The following is a 21,450-nucleotide window of genomic DNA, read 5'->3' as shown; positions in this document are numbered from 1 at the left end:
CCCAACATCCTACGGGGTCCGGGTGGACGCGCCTGAACCGGCCTCCTGGAGGGTGGTGGCCGCGGCCGAAATGTTGCGGGCCATAGAGGGAAAAATGAACCCGTGGAAGGGATAGACGCCAAGCCAGTAAAGCCTTCCAGCCAAGCCGCGCGGGAAGAAGATAGCACGTTGCTTATACAAGCTGCCGTCACCATCGGGCTCTACTGACAGCTCAAGCCAAGCACCGCCCGGGGCACGCATTTCGGCGCGCAACCGCAGCAGGCGTCCTCGGTCAATGGCCTCCACCCGCCACCAATCCACCACTTCACCTGCGTTCAGGGTCTTGGGATGCCTGCGACCCCGCAAGAGCCCTGCACCGCCCTGCAACTTGTCCAGCCAACCTCGGACCCGCCACGCCAAGGGAAGGGAGTACCAGCCGTTCTTGCCGCCGATGCCCTCAATGATGGTCCATACGTGCTCCGGCTTGGCCTCGCTGTGGAAGGACCGCTCGTCAAGGAAGACTTTGTAGCCGGCCCAGTCGGGATCGCTCGGCAGGGGATCGGCGTCAATGCCCGCATTCGCCCACGTCGTCTCAACCTGCCCGTCCCGTTCCTTGCCCAACGCCAAGGCGACAGCGCGCCGGTAAGGAGTCAGGCCGCCGTCGGGCTGGGGAAAGTAATCGTCGACGTCGTGCTCCCGCGACACCGCGTCGTGTTGCAGGGACTGCACCAAGGGGAGGGACATGGACAACGGAATGGGAGTCACCAAGGCCACCCACAAGCCCGCGAGCTTGGGAGCAGGAACCGGAAGAGCGACCACCAACCGCCGGGGGAGCCCACGTTCCACGGCGTACTCGTTCATCATGTCCTTGTACTTCAGGACATCCTTGGAACCGACATCAAAGGAACGGTTCAGCTTTTCCGGGAGTGCGGCCGCGGCCACGAGGTAATGGAGGACGTCACGTACGGCGATGGCCTCCACACGGTTATCAACCCAACTTGGCGCAGGCATGACCGGCAGGGTTTCAGCAAGGTGCCGGATCATCTCGAACGAGGCCGAACCCGAACCGATCACCACGCCGGCCTGGAACACGATGGAGTCAACCGCAGACTCGAGGAACACGCGGCCCACGGTCTCCCGGGATCGCATATGGATGGAAAGCTCCGCGTTTTCCGGGTGCAGGCCGCCGAGGTAGACGATCCTTTCCACGCCCGCATCCGTGGCTGCACGCGCCACGAGCCTGGCCATAGCTTCTTCCTTGGCTTCAAAACCGCTACCGGAAGCCATCGAGTGGACCAAGTAATAGAGGACATCCACGCCGGTCAGTGCGTTCGACAGGCTTTGGGCATCGGACAAGCTGTCCTGGATGATCTCAACCTGATTGTGCCAGGGAACATCGGCAATCTTCTGTGGCGTGCGTACCAAGACCTTGACCCTGTGACCGGCTTCAAGGAGCCGGGGGACCAACCGCCCGCCGATGTAGCCGGTGGCGCCGGTGACCAGCACCGTCCTGGTGTCCTGCGGGGTGTTGGAATGCGTAGCTTCCGAAGGCTGCAAAGGAACTCCTGTGGCTGGGGGTAGAGGTAGGCTGGAATGACCCGGCATTCATCTGAATTTCCGGGCATTTGTGTTGCCTGCCCTTGGACCCACCCTAGGAGTTTCTGCCATGAGCCTCAACGGTCTGCGCCGCGCACTGGCGGAGGACAAGACTTTTGCGCGCGTTCGTACGGAGGCACAGCGGTCCTTCAGTGACCGGAACGCCGACTACCAGATCAGCGCTCCCACTGGCATGCGCGCCGTGTTGCTCGCCGAAATGGCCGATGCGCTGGCTGACGCCGCTGCCGATGGCGCGGGCGCTCCCGTAGTCCTCGCCGTCACCGCCACCGGCCGTGAAGCCGAGGACCTCACCGCGGCGCTCGCTTCCTACCTCCCCGCGGAGTCCGTGGCCACTTTCCCCAGCTGGGAGACTCTCCCGCACGAGCGGCTTTCGCCCCGCTCCGACACTGTCGGGCGCCGGCTCTCCGTCCTTCGCCGCCTGACGCACCCTGAAAGCTCGACGGCGGCCCCCTTGCGGGTGGTGGTGGCCCCGGTTCGCGCCGTGGTCCAGCCCATTGTGGCCGGCCTGGGTGACTTGGTTCCCGTGACGCTGCAGGTAGGGCAGGAGCGCTCCTTCACGGAAGTTGTCCGGGCCCTGTCCGACGCCGCGTACGCCCGCGTGGACATGGTGACCCACCGTGGCGAGTTCGCGGTCCGCGGCGGCATCCTCGACGTCTTCCCACCCACCGAGGACCATCCCATCCGCGTGGAATTCTTCGGCGACGAAGTGGACCAGATGCGCTGGTTTGCCGTGGCCGACCAGCGCTCGCTGTCGGCACCCGGAATCCACCATCCCACTGAACTCCATGCCCCGCCGTGCCGGGAAATTCTGATCACAGCTTCCGTAATGTCCCGTGCAGCCAAGCTGAAGGCCGACATGCCTGCCGCGGCCGACATGCTGGAGAAGATCGCGGGTGGCATCGCTGTTGAAGGTATGGAATCACTGGCCCCCGTGCTGGTGGATGCCATGGTCCCGTTCGTGGACCAGCTCCCAGCCGGTTCCCTTTCCGTGGTCATTGAACCCGAGAAAGTGCGCACCCGGGCGCATGACCTCGCAGCGACCAATGAGGAGTTCCTGGAAGCTGCTTGGTCAACTGCGTCCGACGGCGGTGCGGCGCCACTTGATCTTTCGTCCCAGGCGTCCACGGACTTGCACGCCGCCAGTTTTCGTTCGCTCACCGACACCCGCTCGGCCGCCCTGGAGCATGGCGTGTCCTGGTGGTCCATCACCTCACTCGCCTCGGATGAAGACCTGGTCCTGGACATCGATGTCCTCAACATGCGCGCCCGCGAACCCCGCGGCTATCAGGGTGACGTGGCCGAAATGCTGGAATTCATCGGCTCCCGTGTCCGCGAGCAGTGGCGTGTGGTGGTGGTGACCGATGGTCCAGGACCCGCCCAGCGCCTGGCCGAACTGTTCCATGATGCAGACATTCCTTGTTCCCGCGTGGAGTCCCTGGATAAGGAACCCCAGCCGGGCATCATCGAGGTGACCACCGCCGCCGTCGGACGCGGTTTTGTCCTGGACGGCCTCAAACTTGGCTTGCTGACTGAAGCCGATTTGCTGGGCCGTGCAACGGCGAGCTCCACCAAAGACATGCGCCGCATGCCGTCCAAGCGCCGCAACGCCGTTGATCCGTTGCAGCTGCATGCCGGCGATTTCGTGGTGCACGAACAACACGGTATCGGCCGGTTCGTGGAGCTCATCCAGCGGAAGGTGGCCGGTACGTCGTCATCCGATGCCGGGCTGCGCGAGTATTTGGTGCTGGAGTACGCGCCGTCCAAGCGTGGCGCGCCGGGGGACCGGCTCTTCGTACCAACCGACCAGCTGGACCAGGTGACGCGCTACGTGGGCGGAGATGCCCCGGCGCTGAGCAAGATGGGCGGCGCGGACTGGGCCAGCACCAAGTCCAAGGCACGCAAGGCCGTCAAGGAAATCGCCGGTGAGTTGATCCGGTTGTATTCCGCCCGCATGGCCTCCCGAGGCCACGCTTTCGCGCCCGACACCCCGTGGCAGCGTGAGCTTGAGGAAGCGTTCCCGTATGTGGAAACGCCGGACCAGTTGACCACCATCAACGAGGTCAAAGCGGATATGGAGCGGGAGATCCCCATGGACCGGCTGGTCTCCGGGGACGTGGGCTACGGCAAGACTGAAATCGCCGTCCGCGCTGCCTTCAAAGCTGTCCAGGACGGTAAGCAGGTGGCGGTACTGGTTCCCACCACGCTGCTGGCGCAGCAGCACTACGAAACGTTCACCGAGCGCTTCTCCGGCTTTCCCCTGCGAGTGAAGCCGCTGTCCCGGTTCCAAAGCAGCAAGGAAGCCAAGGAGACAGCTGAAGGCGTTAAGAGCGGCGCCGTGGACGTGGTGATCGGTACCCACCGGCTTCTGTCCAAGGATTTCCAGTTCAAGGACCTGGGCCTGGTGATCGTTGACGAGGAGCAGCGCTTCGGTGTGGAGCACAAGGAAGCGCTCAAGAAGATGCGCACCAACGTGGATGTGCTGGCCATGAGTGCAACTCCGATTCCGCGAACCCTGGAAATGTCGCTGACAGGCATCCGTGAAACGTCCACCTTGGCAACGCCTCCGGAGGAACGCCACCCCGTGTTGACGTACGTGGGCCCTTACACGAACAAGCAGACGTCCGCCGCGATCCGCCGCGAACTCATGCGCGAGGGGCAAGTGTTCTTTGTTCATAACCGTGTCTCGTCCATCGAACGCATCGCCGCGCAGATCAGGGAGCTGGTCCCCGAAGCCCGGGTTGAAGTAGCACACGGGCAAATGTCCGAAAGCCGCCTTGAGAAGATCATTGTGGACTTCTGGGAGAAGCGTTTCGACGTCCTTGTCTGCACCACCATCATCGAGACGGGCCTGGACATCTCCAACGCCAACACCCTGATCGTGGACGGGGCTGACAAGTATGGCCTTTCGCAGCTCCATCAGCTCCGTGGCCGTGTTGGCCGTGGCAGGGAGCGCGCCTACGCCTACTTCCTCTACCCCTCGGAGAAGCCCCTTGGCGAGGTCGCGTTGGAGCGGCTCAAGGCCGTGGCAGCGCACAACGAGCTCGGCGCCGGTATGCAACTGGCCATGAAGGACCTGGAAATCCGTGGTGCCGGCAATTTGCTGGGCGGCGAGCAGTCCGGCCATATCCAGGGCGTCGGCTTCGACCTCTACATCCGGCTGGTGGGCGAGGCTGTTGCCGAATACCGTGGTGAGGCAGAGGAGAAAGCAGCCGAGATGAAGATCGAGCTGCCAGTCAACGCCCACCTTCCCCACGACTACGTGCCCGGCGAAAGGTTGCGCCTGGAAGCGTACCGGAAGCTGGCCTCTGCCATCACGTACGAGGCCATCGATGAAGTCCTGGCCGAACTCGTGGACCGTTACGGCGAGCCGCCGCTGCCTGCCCAAAACCTTATTGCGGTGGCCCGCTTCCGGGTAGGTGCCCGCGAAGCTGGCCTGTCCGACGTCGCACTCCAAGGCAACTTCATCCGCTTCTCGCCGGCCCAACTGCCCGAGTCCAAAACCATGCGCCTGAACCGCATGTATCCGGGTTCGCAGGTCAAACCTGCCTTGGATGCGGTGCTGATCCCCAAGCCCAAGACGGCAAGGATCGGTGGACGGGACCTCCAGGATGCCGAGATCCTTCAGTGGGCCAACAACGTCATTGAAGCGATCTTCGCTGAAGTACCTGTAAAGGCTGGCTAACTGCATGATGGGAGGACATCACGCCGCGTCGGGAGCCGCGGCGTGGATTGCTATTGCCTCGACAGGCCCGTACGCCTTGGGTTGGTACCCGTTGGATTCCACCGGAATCCTGATCGGAGCCATGGCGACGGCGGGAACTGCCTTGGTGGTCGACTGGGACCACCGCCACAGCACCATAGCCAATTCGCTGCCGCCGCTGTCCAATGTGATTGCGGTGGGGATCGAAAAAGCCAGCGGAGGGCACCGCCAAGGGACACACTCCTTGTTGGGTGCCTCCGCGTTTGTGGTGCTCGCGGCCATGGCAGCCCAATTCCAAATGGTGACCCCGGTGGGCAAGCTCTCCATCGGAGCCGGGCTGCTCTGCATGTTCATGATCAATCTGGCGGCCAAGGCGCTAAACCTGTTTCCAAAGTCGGGCTGGATTACCAACTGGCTGTTCGCCTTGGTGATGGCCGGCCTGGTGACGTGGTTTGCGCCGGATCAATGGGGTTGGCTGCCTTTGTCCATGCTCACCGGGGTGGTAGTGCACATTGTGGGGGACATGATTACTGTGGGCGGGGTGCCGCTTCTATGGCCCATCGTCATCAAACCGCCGAAATTCCTCCGGAAATCCATGATTCGGGGAATCTGGCGCCCGAATGGCGCTTTCTCCATCCCTTTGCTGGGGCGGGCAGGGTCCCGACGTGAGTGGCTGGTTCTGATACCTGTTAGCGGCTACGCCATGGTGGGCATGGGCGCGGCCGCATGGACGCTGGCACAACAACATTGGCCCGGGGTTCTGGCGGCCCTGGGCGGAGTAGTGCAACTGCCGTAACCCTGACGGAGGATGGAACGCTTGGTGTAAAGGACCTCCTTTTCATTGTTGTGGTGGCGGTACCGACCCGCCACAGCGAGTAGGACCCAAGTCCAAAACTGCGTACTTGCCGGGTAAATTCACAGGCTGCACGCAGACTTTTCGAGTAGTCACTACTCGTGCCTCCACTAGGTGCCCCCGCATAGCTTGGAACTCAGAGTTATCTGATTAACAATCAAGGGGTTCCCCAATGGATCTGCTCCGCCCGAATGGTGCCGATACCCAAACTGGTTCGGATATGCGGCAGAGGCTGCATGCGGACCCGCTTCTCCGGACAATGGTTGACGTTGAAGTCATCATTCCGGCCTACAACGAGGCATTGCGCATTAGCGATACCCTCATGCAAACCGTGGACTTCCTCGAGAACCAAGCGTGGTCTTCACGAATTGTTGTGGTTGATAACGGAAGCGTGGATGACACAGCCGCTGTGGTCCATAGGATGTCCCGGATAATAGGAAGCCCCGTGCCTATTTCCGTGGTCGGCTGCTCCCGAAAGGGTAAGGGGGCAGCGGTCCGCCGAGGCCTCTTGAGTGGCACATCCAAGTTCACAGGCTTTTTCGATGCCGACCTCGCCACGCCCTTAGAGACGTTAACCACGGCAGTCACACATCTGGAACATGGGGCCGCTGCAGTGATCGCATCGCGACACGCGCCGGGCTCCACCTTTATCCGCCCCCAGCACCTGGGCCGTCGGGTGGGGGGAGCGGCCTTCCGCGCCCTGACCAAATCCAAGGTCAGGGGAATCTGCGACACGCAATGCGGCTTTAAATTCTTCGAACGCGATGCCGTAACCGAAGCCATGGTGCAATGCCGGACAACCGGATTCGCCTTCGACGTGGAACTCCTTCAGTGGCTTCAGCTTGAGGGCGCAACCATTATTGAGGTCCCGGTGGCATGGACGGATGGATTGGCCTCCACGTTCCGTCCCATAAAGGACGGCGTGGCTAGTTTTGCCTCAGTCCTTCAGATCCAGAAAGCGATGCACTGATGGAATCCAACATGACAAACCTGTCGGCCCAGCTCGCAGGAAAACGAGTCCTGGTCCTGAATTGGCGTGACATTAGCCATTCACAGGCTGGCGGCGCCGAGCAGTACATGCATGAAATTTCCCGCAGGTGGGTCCGGAGTGGGGTTGCAGTGACCTGGTTTACGGGTCGTGATGCGGGGCAAGCAACCGGAGACAACATCGACGGGATTCGGATAATACGTTCCGGCGGTCCCCTTTCCCTTTATGGTCAGGCAGCCCTAAAACTCTTACGGTCCAGGGATCGGTTTGACGCAGTGGTGGATTGCCAAAACGGCATTCCCTTTTTCTCGCCGTTGTTCCTTCCTCGCGACATTCCCATCGTCCAACTGGTCCATCATGTCCACCAGCACCAATTCCGGACGAGGTTTTCGCCGCCAATGGCAGCCTTCGGCCGGTTCCTGGAGAAGAATGGTGCCAAAGCCATCTACGGAAAGCGGTCCATCGTCGCGGTCTCACCGTCCACGAGGTTGGAATTACGAAAGCTTGGCTTCCCCGGCCCCATCCATGTTGTTCCCAACGGAACCATAGATGTTCCGCAAGCTGTGGGACCCCGCGATCCCGAGCCGACCCTGACAGTCGTGAGCCGTCTTGTGCCCCATAAAAGACTGGACCTATTGCTCGGCGAGTTCGCGATAGCCGCCCGCAGCGTGCCAAGACTGCGGCTGGAAATTGTGGGCGATGGTCCGGAGAGGAGCAGGCTGCAGCAACTGGCCATGGACCTGGGTCTTGATGACGTTGTGACTTTCCATGGGTACCAACCCAATGCCGTCCGCGACAGCCTCTTGAACCGTGCATGGCTGACCGCCTCAACGTCCGCTTCCGAGGGCTGGGGTTGTTCTGTCATCGAGGCCGCTGCCTGGGGAGTGCCCTGCCTCGCGCTGAGAGTTCCGGGAATCAGGGATTCAGTAGTGGAGGAACGCACCGGATGGCTTGCTGACACACCGAAACAGTTCGGAGTGGCATTGGTGAAAGCTCTAAAGACTCTGGCCGATCCCGAGGTAGCGCGCGATATTGCTGCTGAATGCCAGAACTGGGCGCGTTGTTTCACCTGGGAACGCAGCGCCACGCTGTTGGCCGGCGTTCTCGTCGAGGAGAGCGCCTTTCGCCGCCAGCACCCAGGGGCGGCCATCAGCGGGCCATCCGACATGACCACGTTGGTACGCTTCCGGACCACTCAAGGGGCCGACATCCGGTCCATCCTGCGGCCAACGGATGAAATCGCTGAAAAGAGCGGGCTCATTTCAGTCCTTCTCAAGGGACGGGATGAGTTTGAGGCATTCTCCGTGCTGAAGAGCATCGGAGTAAGAGGAGCCGAATTGCGCGCCGCCGGCCGCAGCATGTTGCTTGCCGGTCCGGGCAGCACCTTCGCACCCGTCGACACAGCTGATGGCCTGTAGCAGACGGCATTTTAGGGGGAATAATGTCCGACGTTTTGAGAGACACCCAATCGACGGCTGCCGCCGGTCATATGAGGTTGCGTAAGAAATCAGCGGCTGAGGATGCCGGGACGAAGGTAGCCGAAAACAGCGGTTTCTTGTCTGTCTCGGCGGGAGTGGTTGGCATCGTTAGCTACGCCTGCACCCTGCTCATGGCAAACATGTTGGGTACCGCTGACTACACGCAGTTCGCCGCGGCCACGATGCTGCTGGGCATAGTGGGAATTGTTTCCTCGGCGTTGGTACCCCTGCCACTTTCCCACAACGTGGCCGTCTACTCTGAGGGCTCCGACGGCCGCCGCGATGGCATGGCGTTTTCACTCTTCCTGTCGTGTTTGGCAGGCGTGACAGCTGCGGCATTTACCGGGGCTGTGACGCTTGCGTTTGGTTCACCGGCGCTCGCGGTGGCGGTGGCGCTGGGGTCGTTGGTCATTTTCCTTATGGCGGCTCCTTCCGGTTGGCTGCAGGGCGAGCTGCGGTTCAAGTGGTACGCCTTGACAACCATCGGTGAGGTGGTGCTGCGGTTGGCATTTAGCCTCGTGGTGGTTGCGCTGGCGTGGGGCGCCGTGGGAGCTACGCTTGGATTCGCGCTGGGTGCCGCCGCGTTGCTGGTGGTTCCCTGGTCGTTTTACCGGGATATCGGTTGGCGTCCCCGGGTGTTGCGTCAGCGTTGGCGTTGGGCTGAAACCAGCGACATTGCCCCCGTTCTTGCCGTCGTTTCCGTTCTCGTAGGCATAGACGTGGTGGTCGTTGCATTTCTGGACGAAGGCTCAGCTGCCGCCGGATTCCAGGCTTTGGCTACCATCGCAAAGGGCCCGGTGTATGTGGCCGCGGGTACCGCTGTTGTGGCTTTCCCATTGCTCCGCAGGCCTGGCGCAAACGTGCCTCAAGTGCTTGGTGCTGCCTTCACTTCCTTTGGGCAGCTCGCGGTCGTTGCCTTCGCCATCATTGCTACCGTGCCTCACGATTTGGCTGCGTTGATCATCCCGGACAAGTACAGCGGCTCCCTGCATCTCATGCCGTGGCTCGCTGCGGCGGGGTTGGGTTACGCCGTCCTGACGGTACTTGCAACCATTCTTCTGGCTGTGCGGGCCTACCGCCGCTGCCAGATAGGACTGGCCCTTGCCTGCGTAATGGTTGTGTCCGGGTTGTCTGCGGGATGGCAGCTTGGCGGTGTTTCAGGTTTGGCCGTAGGTTCTGCCGTCGCCGCAGTGGTTGCTGCCGCGACGCTGGCACTGGTTTCCGGACCGGTTTTCAAGGCCGCCGGCTCCACCATAGCTGGCGGAGGATGGGTTGGAGGAGTAGCTGCACTGCTCGCAGCCCTCGTAGCAGCCGGCCAACTGCATCCCGTTGTGTGGCTGATCCTGGCTACCATCTGTGGCGTCACGGTTCTTGCCCACCAGCGGGGGATGCTGCCAAAGGCCATTGGTTCTGGATCAACCCGGCGAGCGGTTGACGCATCCGAGGAAACTTCTCGACGGCGGCACTCACGGCGGCGTGCACCCCTGAAGGGTCGGATCGCGGCAGTCACAAATCGGAGACCGTCCGGTTCGTCGACGGCGCACACAACGTCGCCGAGGTTGCTTCGGCGTCCTTTGTGGGCTGCAGTGCTTTTGGGGTTGTTGGCTTTGGGGTTCCGGATGTTCGGTGTTCAGCGGGCTAATGACGTGTTCATCGATGAGGTTACGTACGCGGACTTTGCCAGTCAATTTGCTGCTGGTCAGATGCCGTCGATTCTTGGTACCCCGTTTTTCCTGCATCCTCCAGGCACGTACGCCCTCAACGCGCTGTTTATCCGGGTGTTCGGTCTGGAAGGACACCCCATGGATCTGGCGTTGCAGCTGCGCTGGGTTAACGCCTTCCTCGGAGTACTGACGGTGGTTGTCTGTTTTCTGTTGGTGCGTCGTCTGGTGGGAGTGGGGCCCGCTGTGGTGGCGGGTGTCATTTTGGCCAGTGACCCGTTTGTCCTGCGCATGGACGGGCGGTTGATGATGGAAACTCCCGCCGGCCTCGCCGTCATGTCCGGATGGCTATTGGCCCTGGTGGCGCTGGACCGCGAGCGGGGACGGACGCGTATATGGCTTGAAATAGGCACTGGGCTGGTTTTCGGGATAGCTATCTTGATGAAGGATATGACTGCCGCGTTCACCGTGGTCCCGCTGCTGGCCGCTGTGCTTTGGCGCAGAACTGTTTCCCCGAAAACAGCCGCGCGTATCGTGGCGTTCTCCGTCGTCCCTTATGCGTTGTACCTGGGCTTGGTAGCCGCCACCGGGCTGTTTCCACAGTTCATGGAACAAAAATCGGTCGGCGTTCTCAGAATGGCTGGGGTCGTTCAGATGACCGGGTTCAATTCAGTACATAGTGTGAGCCTTACGGACCGACTCATTGACTTGGTTGGCCGGTTCGGTACCAGTTATTTGCTACTAGGGCTTTCCATACTTGCTGGCGCGGTGGCTGCCATGTCGCCGCTGGTGGAACGCCGGGTCATTGGTCTATTCTCGCTTTTTTGCGGTTTCGTGGGTGTCTACTCCGTGTTCTTCGGGGCGGCCGAGGAACAATTTGGCTACTGTGTGGTGCTCGCAGCGCTGGTTTCAGTACCTGTAGCCGCTGTGATGGTGGTCAAGTGGCGGCCACGGCTCCGTGGGGTCGTCGTGGCTTTTGCCGCGATCATGACCGTCCTGAGTTTGTTGCTGGGTATTCAGGCACGATCAGTGGTCGATGACGGGCTCGTCCGGGCACGGGATTGGATGAACGCTGAACTGCCTGCGTCCTCGAAGGTGGGGTTGACGTCCGTAACCGGTGAGTTCGCACTGCTGCCGCACGAGAATTGGGAGGTGTTGCCCTCGTTGCAGTCCCTTAGAGATGGTGGTGCCGATTATGCCCTAACGCAGGGACGGCAACTCAGCGAGGGCTACGGCTTCGCGTCACCTGCCTTCCTGGCCTGGCTGCAGGAGAATGCCCAACCGGTTTTCACGTTCACCGGGCCAACGTCAGGTGACACTGTTGTATGGAAACTGAACCAGAGCAAACTGGACGCCGCGGTCTCCGGAGGGTTGATACTGCCTCCTGTATCCGGTGGGTACCGGTGAGACGCATGATTCTGTCAACGCTGCTGCCGATCGTCATAACAGCTGCGGCCGCCGGATGCAGCGTCAGGAATGACCCCGTCATACCCGCCCCCATGACGTTCGGGGTTTTGGGATCCACGTGCGCCCCTGAACGCGTAGCAGCACTCCAGGACGCCGGAGTCTCAGCGCTGGAACTGCCGTTGGCTTGGGACCGCTACGAACCGGTAGCCGGGCGGGTGGACGCTGAATACGTTGCCGTGGTGCGGTCACAGGTAGACGGTTGCCGTGATGCCGGCATGGGAATGGTGCTGTCCCCAGGTCTGCAGTACCCGCCCGGTTGGGTCAGGGACCTGTCCGGTGGCCAACTAAGAGGAAGCCTCGGGGGCACACCACGACACTCCGGAGCCGAGCTGATATTCAGCGCGAAGGTCCGAAACGCCGCCCAAAAATACTTGGCCCACGTCGCAACCGACCTCGGGTTCGAGGGTATGACAGCGATACGCGCTGGAACCGACGCAGGCGGCGAGCTCGGGTACCCCGGGCCTGGCGACGGGGGAAACGAACGCGAATTCTGGGCGTTTGGGGATGCTCCTCAGCACGGCATCGGACTGGCAGAGGGCGTAGCGCCGGCCCCCATGCCCGGATGGGTTCCGGGCACTCGTTCGTGGAACGGCAAGCCCGTCACCGGCGAACAAGTCCAACGGTGGTGGGATTGGTACGCTGGATCTGCCGTGGACGCCGTGGTATGGCAGGTACGCGAGCTACGGAAACTCGGGTATCAAGGGCGAGTGCACGTTCCCGTAGCTGGCCGCGGAGTCCTGCCGACCGATAAAGCAGAAGCCATCAACGGGCATCTGGACGGTCGCGCTAACCCGGACGGCGCCCAAGAACGCGGTCTGGACTACCTTGAACAGTTCACAGTCCTGTCAACGTTGTCAGGCGTGGACGTGGACTTCACCGGTCTGGACGACGTATCGGACGTAAAAGCACGCGCTGCTGTTCCGCGTCAAGACCAATGCCTCCCCACCGATAACGAGAGTGTTATGCAGGAAGACGTCGCGTCATGGTCATCCCACCGATACACCAGCGCCTTGGCGCGACGCGCAGGCCTCGGGCTGGTCGGCGAAAACCCCGGCCCACCCGACGCACCCTTCACCGGCGGCTCACCCCTCTCGGACAGCCTCGCCGAACAATTACAAACAGCACCCAGGTATGCCAAAGAATGCGGCATGACAATGTTCCTCTTCGGCTTCGAAGAAAACCTCTTCGAACAAGACAGCAACGTCACACTCAAGGACTACAAAGAAGTAATCCAACAACTCCAAGCAGGAAAGTGACATGCCTATGGCGCCGGGGAAGCAGCACAATGAAAGGCCCGCCGTCCCAGACTTACGAGCCAGAAAGGAGAGTCCTGTGAGGATCCTGCATCTCGGCTTCGAAGACCCCCGGATGCCCGGTGCAGGTGGAGGATCAGTTCGGACTTTGGAGATCAATCGACGACTCGCTGCCGGGGACTTCTACATCACGGCGTTGACCACCAGATATCCAGGCTGGCAGGAACGGGTTCAGGACGGCGTGCACTACGTTCCGATTGGCGTCGGTCGCGGCAAGAGCCGACTGACGCGGCTGCTGGGTTACGTGTTTCGTTTGCCGTTCGAGGTGCACCGGCGCCGTCACACTACTGATCTGGTGGTGGAGGATTTCTTTGCGCCTTTCTCCACTATGGCGGCCCCGCTATGGACGAAGCGTCCCACCATCGGGGTAGTGCAGTGGCTGCATGCCCGCGACAAGGCACGGCAGTACAAGCTGCCACTACATTGGGTGGAGGGGTTCGGCGTCCAGCATTTCCGAAGGACCATCGCTGTTTCCGAGGGAATAGCGGATCGGTTGACTTCCATAAACCCTGACATCCACGTGGACGTGATCGGCAATGGAGTTGATCCTGCGGCGTGGAAACCAGAACCAAAACGTGGAAAGGACATACTTTGCATCGGGCGCTTGGAGTTCACGGGCAAGGGGTTGGATCTCCTGTTGGCCGCTTGGACGCAGTGCATCAGCGAAGTTGACGGAAACCTCCTCATCGCCGGTACCGGACCCGATGAAAGGAAGTTGCGTGCGGTGATCGAGGACAGAGGCCTCTCAGATCGGGTCAAGCTTCTAGGCTGGCTTTCGGGCGACGAGAAGTTCCAGGCAATGAGCGATGCGAGGCTGGTGGTTATACCGTCACGGCAGGAGACGTTTGGCATGGTAGCTATCGAGGCATTGGCCACAGGTACCCCGGTCATCGCCTTCGATATCCCTTGCCTCAGAGAGATCGTTCCCCCAGATGCCGGTTGGCTGGTGGAAGCTTTCGACGTTCAAAGCCTCGCTGACGAGATGACCCGCAGGTACACGGAGTCCGGGCTGGAAGATATCGGCGCCAGAGCGCGGGAGTTCGCCGCCGGGTACAACTGGGATCGCCTCGCCGGGCTGCAAGCTGACGCCTACCGCGCCGGCTATGCCCATCTGAATGATCCCCCTCCCGCCGGGCGACGCCAGGCATGCCTCTAGAAAGGTCTCCTTGATGCCTCTTCAGTCGAGAATGGAACGATCCCTGGCGGGCGATGCGCCCTGGCTGTTCCTGTCACCCCATCTGGATGATGCGGTGCTGTCCTGCGGTGCCCTGATTGAAGCGCAGGCTCGCGAACGCCAAGTCATCGTGGCCACACTGTTCACGGAGGCAGCTCCGTCACCTCATACACGCGCAGCGAGGTCCTTCGTGCGCCAATGCACCGTACCGGACGCCGGGGAACTGTTCAAGGCCAGGCAGTCGGAGGACCGCGCCGTCCTCCAAGACATGGGCGTTCAGTCCATCCATCTTGGTGAAGTGGACGCGCTGTTTCGACGCCGCCGCAAGCCACTAGTGCTAGGGAGCAGCGCTTGGGACAGGCTCCTCCCGGAGTTCACCCACCGTTACCCCACATACCGGTTCGACATCGCGTTGGGCAGGATCGCCAAGGGCGATCATCCACTCATCCGTCAACTTCGGGGAGACGTCGCCACGCTTATGGCACAGACTAAAGCCGAGCTTGTCTTCTGTCCCGTTGCAGTTGGCAGGCATGTGGACCATCTCATCACGCGTGAGGCCGCTAAAGGCCACATCGAGGACCTGATCCTCTACTCGGACTTCCCCTACGACCTTGTGTCCGAGCCAGACGCGACGCACTTGACACGGTTGGGTTGCGTTCCTTGGACGTGGGGCGAGGGCCTTGATGCCAAGTTGCCGCGTATCCGACAGTACGAGACGCAGGTGGATGCTCTGTTCCCTAGTGGCGAGATTCCCCTCAAGCCGGAGACCTATTTTCTGCCGCGCGGCCACTAGGACTCCGAACGGCAGCTAGCATGTTGTCCCATTGTTGGTGACGACGTTGCCGGGTGCGTCCTCGAGCATGATGGTGCCCACCCGGCAGGTGACATTATCCGTCACAACGATGTTGCCCAGATCGCCGTGGAAATCGAGCCACGGGCCTTGAAGATCGGAAAATTTGTTGTTTGTGACCGTTACATCGTGAACGGCCGCGGTGCCGCCGTCGTAGTATCCGATCTTGACGCCATCAGGAGAATCCCGGAAGCGGTTGCCATCCACGCTGATGTTGTAGATTTCATGCTCGCCTACGGCCAATTGCATTCCCGAACCGTGGGATCCGCCGCGCACGTCATTGTTTCTGTAGATCACGTCATGAACGGACCCGCCGAGGGCTTGGGCCACGAGGCCGTCGTCGCCATCGGCTCCCTGCCGCTGGTCAACGGTGTTGCCCTCCACCAACCCTCCATGGGAGTCGGTGATGTGAATGCCGTCCAACTGATCGTATCGGCCGCTGCTGGTCACAAGTGTGTGGTTGCCACGTAAGCAGAAATTGCTGCTGGCTACCACGGCGATGGAGTAAGTGTAGGGATTCCGCGTGGAGACACCCTCCACCAAGGCGTTGCTGGAGTGACGGACGTCCACTAGATACTCACGCAGGCGTCCTGGAAGGTTTCCATCCAGCTCTTCACCGTTTTGGTCCGCCGTGAGCTGTGAGATGGTGACGTTTTGTGCGCCGTTGGTGGTGATCAAGGGGTGGCCGCCGAAAGGGCCCTCGAATTCAAGGAAGTCCGGGCCTGCTTTCAGCACTGTTGTTGGCCCGGCTCCTCTGAGGAGCACATTGTTCTTCATAACCAAAGGACGTTCCAACGTGAAGACGCCCTCGGGCAACTGCACAATCGCTCCACCTCCCTTGGACGCGGTATCGATGGCCAGTTGCAGGGATTTGGAGGTGTCCTCGGGGTCGAGGTATCCCTCCACCACCCATTCTTTGACGCTGACGGCCTTGCTTCCCAACACATCGCAGGACGCTGGTTCCATGCGGTCCGGTGCATCCGGCTGGCTGAGGGCACTTGCTGGACCGCAGCCCGTGAGAAGGAGCGTGGTCACTAGGGAAACGCCCAACAAAAAGGAATGGCCCAGGCGGGGGCCCGGACCATTCCACGTCATTATGCGGGTTCTAGCTTTCGCCGGCGGAGTCCGAGCGGCCAAGAATGGTCTGCGGGATCCAGAACGCGAGGGCGAACAGGCCGAGGCAGACGGCCATCGGCCACGGGTTATCCAGGCTGAGGAAAGAAAGCGAGTAGATGGCGCCCAGGAAGAGCACGATCATGACAAGGAACAGCACAATGCTGGTGCCCAGGCTGTTCTCTTTTTCAATGGGGGCGCTTGTGGCGTTCTTGGACATTCATTCCTCCTCGCCCCGCAGGGCTCAAAAATCTCTGACGGCAGCGGAAGCCTTAGTAGGCGGATGAACCCTGTTCACCCTTGACAATGGCAATTCCGGAGCTCGCTCCGATACGTGTTGCACCAGCAGCAATCATAGCCTGTGCATCGGCGAGGGAGCGCACGCCGCCTGAGGCCTTCACCCCCAGCTCCGGTCCCACGGTCTTGCGCATCAAGGCAACGTCTTCAACGGTGGCACCGCCGCCATTGAATCCGGTGGACGTCTTGACGAAGTCCGCCCCGGCTTCTGCGGCCGCTTCGCAGGCAATGACCTTCTGCTCATCGGTCAGCATGGAGGTCTCGATGATGACCTTCAGGATGGCCTCCCCGGCGTGGACTACCTCGGACACAGCCCTGATGTCGTCCACCAGCGCGCCCTTGTCGTTGGCGCGGGCGGAGGCCATGTTGATCACCATGTCGATTTCATCCGCGCCGTCCAGCACGGCTCCGCGGGCCTCGAAAGCCTTGACGTCGCTGGGGGTGGCGCCCAAAGGGAATCCGATGACCGAGCACGTTAGCACACCCGAACCTTTGAGGGCCTTGGTGACGGTCTTGACCCAAACAGGGTTCACGCACACCGACTTGAACTTGTATTCGACTGCCTCGGCGCACACCTTGAGGACGTCAGCCTCGCTGGCCTCCGGCTTCAACAGTGTGTGGTCGATGTAGGAGGCAATATTTGTTGGCGCGACGGCTTCGTTGCTCATGGGATCCTTCCGTGCAGGGCGTGGCCGGCCCGGTGGCCGCAGGGTTGTCACTGCCCGTCAAAGGACCATCTTGCCACATGCGCAGAGGGCCCCACTGGGCCGCCGCCGGCGGGGCATCAGGCCGCGATCAACGCCTGCTGGTCGTCATTGCCCGCACTCAAGAGCAGGCCTGAGGCGCACAGCATCGCAGAGGACTCGGCGGAGAGAAGGAGGCCCAGTCGAAGTCCGTCGCAGGAGGCGGCATCGCCAATCGCCCAAATGCCCGGTACGGACGTGGCGAGGTCACGACCTACTGATATGCCGCCGTCGGCAGCAGTTGTGAGCCCGGCGCTTTCGGCGAGGTCGTTACGGGCCGTGCGCTCCTCGGCCAGCACAACGAGGTCGCCGTTCATGCTGCTGCCGTCTTCGAAGAGGACGCCGGTGGCCGGCAGCATGGAACCCTGCGCACCTGCGCCGGTGTTGGCGGCAGGCACGACGGCGGTGGGGCGGAGGGTTGTGCGGACGGGGCGGACCCCGCGTGCACGAAGCACAGCCTCGGCCTGACCCGCTGCCGGTCCGTTCCCAACGAGGATCCCAAGTGGACGGCGGCCCACCAGACGGCTGACATCCTTGACCGCTTCGCCGATGTTCGCGGCGTCATCGATGGTGGAGTAGCTCAAGCTGGACTCGGCGCCTGCCACCGGCGGGAGGGTCGGGGCAGAGCCCGTCGCAATGACCAACTGGTCGTAGGAAAACTCCATGCCATCCACGGTGGTGACAATCCTTGAATCGGCGTCAATGAAGCTGGCCGCCTGTCCGAAGCGGACCGAGACCTGGGGGAGTTCAGCGAGTTCCAACAGGGCGTCCGGGCACTCGTCGCGGTTGCTGAGCACAGTTATGGTTCCGTGGAAAGCGCGCTGCCGGGATTCGGACGCTCCGGCAAGTCGCCGCACCAGAGCCTGGGCCGCGGGACCGGCGCCTGCAATGACGATGTGGAGGGAAGGTGCGGACGGGATGGCGGACATGTTTGGCCCTTTCGCTCATGTGACCTGCTGTTGATCAACAGCGTAGGGGGCCGGTTTTTCGCGGGTGTTTCGCCGCTGTTGCCGTCTTTGGCGGATCCGTAGCTTGGTGTTTACCGGCCGGTAATAACGTGGATCACATCCGGCTCCGCGCGGGGCACATAGAGTCGGAGCATGACAGCAGATACAAAGGTAGCTTTGGTGACCGGCGTGGGACGGCGCCGTTCCATCGGGGCGGCCATGGCCTTGGGCTTGGCTCGTGACGGGTGGGACCTGATTCTCAACTATTGGACGCCCTACGATCAGCGACTGGGGCTTGAGGCGTCTCCCGACGATCCGGAGTCAATAGCCGCCGAGTGCCGCAAACTGGGGGCCGCCGTCGAGCTTGCAGCCGGCGACCTCAGTGATCCGGCGGTGCCGGCAGAACTGGTCACTGCCGCACTTTGCCTTGGCCCGGTGCGCGGTCTGGTGATGTCGCATTGCGAGTCGGTGGACAGCTCCATCCTCAGTACCTCGGTACAGAGCTGGGATCGGCATTTCGCTGTGAATTCGAGAGCCACTTGGCTGCTGATCAAAGCCTTCGCTGAGCAACTCCCCGTTGTTGAGCATGGGGAAGTTGGCGGGCGGATCGTCGCCTTGACCAGCGACCATACTGTTCATAACTTGCCCTATGGTGCCAGCAAGGGCGCCTTGGACCGGATTGTCACGGCCGCCGCGGTGGAACTGGCTGATCGTGGTGTTCGGGCCAATGTGGTGAATCCCGGGCCAATTGACACCGGATGGATGGACGAGTCAATCCGGCAGTGGGGGACCTCCGCCACCCCGGCCGGCCGCTTGGGAACCGCGGAAGACACGGCAAACCTGGTCCGTTTCCTATTCTCGGATGCAGGCTCATGGATCAACGGGCAGGTGCTGCACAGCAACGGTGGTTTCAAGGTGGGATAGTGCACCGGCTGACCCTTGCGGGCCGGTGGTGGCATGATGGGCGCATGAGCCAAGTCACATGCGATCTGACTGTTTCGCTGGATGGATTTGTTGCCGGGCCCAACCAGCGCGTGGAGGAGCCGTTGGGCGACGGCGGAGAGCTCCTGCACAGGTGGATGTTCGAAGAGCCGGAGGCGAATGCGCCTGAGATTGAAGGGATCCTCGCGGCCGGTGCCTTCATCATGGGACGCAACATGTTTGCGGGGCCCGGACCCGCGGCGTGGGACACGGAATGGCGGGGTTGGTGGGGCGAGGACCCGCCGTATCACGCACCGGTTTTCGTCCTTACCCACCATCGGCGTGAGCCGTTGGAGATGGAAGGCGGAACAACGTTCAACTTTGTTACCGACGGCATCGAATCGGCATTGATGCAGGCCCGCGAGGCTGCCGGGGACAAAGATGTAGCCATTGCCGGGGGTGCGCAGACTGCCCGCCAGTATCTTTCGGCCGGGCTCATGGACGAGCTGCGGCTCCACATTTCACCCATGGTTCTGGGTGGTGGCGAGCGATTGCTCGACGGCGTGGGGGACCTGCAGCTGGAGCAGACCCAGGTGCGCGCGACCAGCTTGGTAACGCACGTGCGGTACCGCGTGGTTCACTAGTCACCCAAGAGCGCTGGTCTCGCAGCAGTGAGATCCGAACGCGGGAACGACCACCACCCGGTGACGGGGGTGAAGGCTAGGGGCACAATGTCCGCCATCCGCTGTACACTGAACTATCGAACATATATTCGAATAAAGGTGTGTTGTGGGCGTGATAGTCGGCCCCCGCGTGATAGATGCGGGCTTTTCCCTTATGTCAGTACTGCTGGCGCCTATCCCGGTGGCGGCGGGGTATCCGTCGCCCGCGCAGGACTATTTTGATGGTCGGATCGACCTCAATGAGCACCTGATCAAGGACGTCACCAGCACATTCGTAGTGAGGGTGACCGGTGAGTCCATGGAGGGCGCCGGAATCAGTGACGGCGATGAGTTGATCGTCAACCGGGCGCTCGAGCCCAAGGACGGCTCCGTCGTCGTAGCGGTCCTTGACGGCGAGCTGACCATCAAAAGGCTACGGGTCACGCCTGCGGGCGTTGTCCTGCAGGCCGACAATCCCAAGTACCCGGACATTCGCGTCCCCGCAATGTCGGAGCTGACCATTTGGGGTGTCGCTACCACGTGCCTGCATCACATTTGACTGTATGCAACCGGCGGGGCGGTCGAGTTTCGCACCACGAGCTGCGGTGTGAGGCGCCTGTCTGCGGCGGGCCCATCGGGATTGCTGAGGCGTTCCAAGGCAACGGTTCCCGCAATCTGACCGAGTTCAACAGCGTGGAGGTCAACCGATGTGAGGTCGATGCCGTGGAGTCCGGAGGTCCTCGAGTTGTCGTATCCCACCAGGGAAAGCTCGGACGGCAATGAAAGACCCTTGGCGTACGCAGCCTCGCGGGCACCCAGGGCGAGCTGGTCATTGTGGGTGAATATCGCCGTTGGCCGGTCAGTCATAGCGAGCAATTTGGCGGCCGCCCGCTGTCCGGCGTCCTGCGTAAAGTCGTCGGCCTCGAGCAATAGCGGCTTCAGCCCGGCGTCGCGCATGGTTTGTGCGTAACTCCGCCTGCGGACCGTATGACCGTCGTAGACGGGCCCTGCCAGGTGGGCGATTCTTGTGTGACCCAGCCCGATGAGGTGAGCGGTGGCCGCGCGGGCGCCGGCGGCATCGTCTGAATAGACGCTGTCCACGCCCTCCACGGGACGCGTTACGCTGACCATGGGAACGATCCTGGCCAATTCATGGACCCGTTCGTCCGAATCCAGCAGGGTGGCGGCAATGATTATCCCCACTCGCGCCTCAATTAGTGATTCCAGAGCGCCGTGGTCCTCTCCGCCAACAGACCGGGAGACACTCAGGATGAGCCTGTTGCCATCCTGCGGCAGTGCCATGCGGACGCCGTTGAGGATGTCGGCGTAGACCTCATTGCGGATGTCCAGGAGATGGAGGCCGACGGCGGACCGATGCTTTCGTGCGAGATCGGCAGCTACTGCGTTGGGTCGGTAGCCCAGGCGCTTTGCGGCATCGAAGATCGCCTGTTTGGTTTCCTCGCTGACGCCCGGCGCGCCCCGGAAGGCAAAAGACACGAGGGTTCGGGAGACGCCGACTTCCCTGGCGACGTCGCTTTGGGTGGCCGAACGATGGCGGTTGTCGATAACCATGTCCTCATCCTCCCATGATGGAAAGGCGGGATCTTAGCGATTTGTTAGTTTGACCTTACATTTAAGCCTTTCGCGCGTTAGTCTGTATTCAGCGCGGGGTGAATATGACCCGCAA

Annotated in this window: 17 protein-coding genes; 11 read left to right on the top strand and 6 right to left on the bottom strand. The window is 61.7% G+C overall.

Features of this window, described 5'->3' with window-relative positions; all coding sequences use genetic code 11:
- Positions 1-9: 9 nt before the first annotated feature.
- Positions 10-1,536, bottom strand: coding sequence for an SDR family oxidoreductase (locus tag ACIQTW_RS13800; protein ID WP_402937690.1), 1,527 nt, complete (start codon positions 1,534-1,536; stop codon positions 10-12).
- A 109-nt stretch (positions 1,537-1,645) separates the two neighbouring features.
- On the opposite strand from ACIQTW_RS13800, the gene mfd reads away from it, so the two are divergent.
- From mfd to ACIQTW_RS13760, 8 genes are all read left to right on the top strand, one after another.
- Positions 1,646-5,278 carry a transcription-repair coupling factor gene (gene mfd, locus ACIQTW_RS13795; RefSeq protein WP_402937687.1) on the top strand — a complete coding sequence of 1,211 codons (3,633 nt, stop codon included), beginning with the start codon at positions 1,646-1,648 and terminating at the stop codon, positions 5,276-5,278.
- Positions 5,279-5,282: 4 nt separating this feature from the next.
- Positions 5,283-6,092 carry a metal-dependent hydrolase gene (locus ACIQTW_RS13790; protein WP_014921147.1) on the top strand — a complete coding sequence of 270 codons (810 nt, stop codon included), beginning with the start codon at positions 5,283-5,285 and terminating at the stop codon, positions 6,090-6,092.
- A gap of 229 nt (positions 6,093-6,321) precedes the next feature.
- The gene (locus ACIQTW_RS13785) at positions 6,322-7,119 is read left to right on the top strand and encodes a glycosyltransferase (RefSeq protein WP_402937684.1); all 798 of its coding nucleotides are present in this window, start codon (positions 6,322-6,324) and stop codon (positions 7,117-7,119) included.
- Between the two features lie 11 nt (positions 7,120-7,130).
- Positions 7,131-8,555, top strand: a complete 1,425-nt coding sequence (locus tag ACIQTW_RS13780; RefSeq protein ID WP_402937681.1) for a glycosyltransferase family 4 protein — start codon at positions 7,131-7,133, stop codon at positions 8,553-8,555.
- Between the two features lie 23 nt (positions 8,556-8,578).
- Positions 8,579-11,683, top strand: a complete 3,105-nt coding sequence (locus ACIQTW_RS13775) for a glycosyltransferase family 39 protein (RefSeq protein WP_402937678.1) — start codon at positions 8,579-8,581, stop codon at positions 11,681-11,683.
- A gap of 5 nt (positions 11,684-11,688) precedes the next feature.
- Entirely contained in the window at positions 11,689-12,999 is a 1,311-nt protein-coding gene (locus ACIQTW_RS13770) for a hypothetical protein (protein ID WP_402937675.1), read from the top strand.
- Positions 13,000-13,075: 76 nt separating this feature from the next.
- A complete protein-coding gene (locus ACIQTW_RS13765) occupies positions 13,076-14,212 on the top strand; it encodes a glycosyltransferase family 4 protein (RefSeq protein ID WP_402937672.1) in 1,137 nt (378 codons plus the stop codon).
- A 31-nt stretch (positions 14,213-14,243) separates the two neighbouring features.
- The gene (locus tag ACIQTW_RS13760) at positions 14,244-15,023 is read left to right on the top strand and encodes a PIG-L deacetylase family protein (protein ID WP_402937669.1); all 780 of its coding nucleotides are present in this window, start codon (positions 14,244-14,246) and stop codon (positions 15,021-15,023) included.
- Between the two features lie 15 nt (positions 15,024-15,038).
- Here ACIQTW_RS13760 and ACIQTW_RS13755 read toward each other — a convergent pair whose 3' ends face one another.
- The 4 genes from ACIQTW_RS13755 to ACIQTW_RS13740 all read right to left on the bottom strand — a co-directional run bounded on the left by ACIQTW_RS13755 (position 15,039) and on the right by ACIQTW_RS13740 (position 18,162).
- On the bottom strand, positions 15,039-16,115 hold the full coding sequence (locus ACIQTW_RS13755) for a right-handed parallel beta-helix repeat-containing protein (RefSeq protein WP_402937666.1): 1,077 nt from the start codon (positions 16,113-16,115) through the stop codon (positions 15,039-15,041).
- Positions 16,116-16,185: 70 nt separating this feature from the next.
- Positions 16,186-16,413, bottom strand: a complete 228-nt coding sequence (locus ACIQTW_RS13750) for a hypothetical protein (RefSeq protein ID WP_402937664.1) — start codon at positions 16,411-16,413, stop codon at positions 16,186-16,188.
- Between the two features lie 52 nt (positions 16,414-16,465).
- Entirely contained in the window at positions 16,466-17,158 is a 693-nt protein-coding gene (deoC, locus tag ACIQTW_RS13745) for a deoxyribose-phosphate aldolase (RefSeq protein WP_402937661.1), read from the bottom strand.
- Positions 17,159-17,274: 116 nt separating this feature from the next.
- Positions 17,275-18,162: an FAD-dependent oxidoreductase gene (locus ACIQTW_RS13740; RefSeq protein WP_402937658.1), complete on the bottom strand. Its 888-nt coding sequence runs from the start codon at positions 18,160-18,162 to the stop codon at positions 17,275-17,277.
- A 171-nt stretch (positions 18,163-18,333) separates the two neighbouring features.
- Between ACIQTW_RS13740 and ACIQTW_RS13735 the strand changes: the two genes are divergently transcribed.
- From ACIQTW_RS13735 to ACIQTW_RS13725, 3 genes are all read left to right on the top strand, one after another.
- On the top strand, positions 18,334-19,104 hold the full coding sequence (locus ACIQTW_RS13735) for an SDR family oxidoreductase (protein ID WP_402937655.1): 771 nt from the start codon (positions 18,334-18,336) through the stop codon (positions 19,102-19,104).
- 44 nt (positions 19,105-19,148) lie between these two features.
- Positions 19,149-19,745 carry a dihydrofolate reductase family protein gene (locus tag ACIQTW_RS13730; RefSeq protein ID WP_402937652.1) on the top strand — a complete coding sequence of 199 codons (597 nt, stop codon included), beginning with the start codon at positions 19,149-19,151 and terminating at the stop codon, positions 19,743-19,745.
- A 145-nt stretch (positions 19,746-19,890) separates the two neighbouring features.
- A complete protein-coding gene (locus tag ACIQTW_RS13725) occupies positions 19,891-20,322 on the top strand; it encodes a LexA family protein (protein ID WP_402937649.1) in 432 nt (143 codons plus the stop codon).
- Here ACIQTW_RS13725 and ACIQTW_RS13720 read toward each other — a convergent pair.
- A complete protein-coding gene (locus tag ACIQTW_RS13720) occupies positions 20,313-21,335 on the bottom strand; it encodes a LacI family DNA-binding transcriptional regulator (RefSeq protein ID WP_402937646.1) in 1,023 nt (340 codons plus the stop codon). The two genes, ACIQTW_RS13725 and ACIQTW_RS13720, sit on opposite strands and share 10 nt — an antisense overlap.
- Positions 21,336-21,450 lie beyond the last annotated feature (115 nt).

This window comes from Paenarthrobacter sp. NPDC090517 (assembly GCF_044769165.1).
GTDB lineage: Bacteria > Actinomycetota > Actinomycetes > Actinomycetales > Micrococcaceae > Arthrobacter.
Note: the sequence above shows the minus strand (reverse complement) of the source record. Positions and strands in the feature narration are given on the sequence as shown.

Bases quoted from the DNA above. Each gene is read 5' to 3' on its own strand.
- mfd (WP_402937687.1), top strand. From the start codon at position 1,646: ATGAGCCTCAACGGTCTGCGCCGCGCACTGGCGGAGGACAAGACTTTT.
- ACIQTW_RS13775 (WP_402937678.1), top strand. From the start codon at position 8,579: ATGTCCGACGTTTTGAGAGACACCCAATCGACGGCTGCCGCCGGTCAT.
- ACIQTW_RS13790 (WP_014921147.1), top strand. From the start codon at position 5,283: ATGATGGGAGGACATCACGCCGCGTCGGGAGCCGCGGCGTGGATTGCT.
- ACIQTW_RS13720 (WP_402937646.1), bottom strand. From the start codon at position 21,335: ATGGTTATCGACAACCGCCATCGTTCGGCCACCCAAAGCGACGTCGCC.
- ACIQTW_RS13770 (WP_402937675.1), top strand. From the start codon at position 11,689: ATGATTCTGTCAACGCTGCTGCCGATCGTCATAACAGCTGCGGCCGCC.
- ACIQTW_RS13750 (WP_402937664.1), bottom strand. From the start codon at position 16,413: ATGTCCAAGAACGCCACAAGCGCCCCCATTGAAAAAGAGAACAGCCTG.
- ACIQTW_RS13730 (WP_402937652.1), top strand. From the start codon at position 19,149: ATGAGCCAAGTCACATGCGATCTGACTGTTTCGCTGGATGGATTTGTT.
- ACIQTW_RS13780 (WP_402937681.1), top strand. From the start codon at position 7,131: ATGACAAACCTGTCGGCCCAGCTCGCAGGAAAACGAGTCCTGGTCCTG.
- deoC (WP_402937661.1), bottom strand. From the start codon at position 17,158: ATGAGCAACGAAGCCGTCGCGCCAACAAATATTGCCTCCTACATCGAC.
- ACIQTW_RS13735 (WP_402937655.1), top strand. From the start codon at position 18,334: ATGACAGCAGATACAAAGGTAGCTTTGGTGACCGGCGTGGGACGGCGC.
- ACIQTW_RS13785 (WP_402937684.1), top strand. From the start codon at position 6,322: ATGGATCTGCTCCGCCCGAATGGTGCCGATACCCAAACTGGTTCGGAT.
- ACIQTW_RS13760 (WP_402937669.1), top strand. From the start codon at position 14,244: ATGGAACGATCCCTGGCGGGCGATGCGCCCTGGCTGTTCCTGTCACCC.
- ACIQTW_RS13740 (WP_402937658.1), bottom strand. From the start codon at position 18,162: ATGTCCGCCATCCCGTCCGCACCTTCCCTCCACATCGTCATTGCAGGC.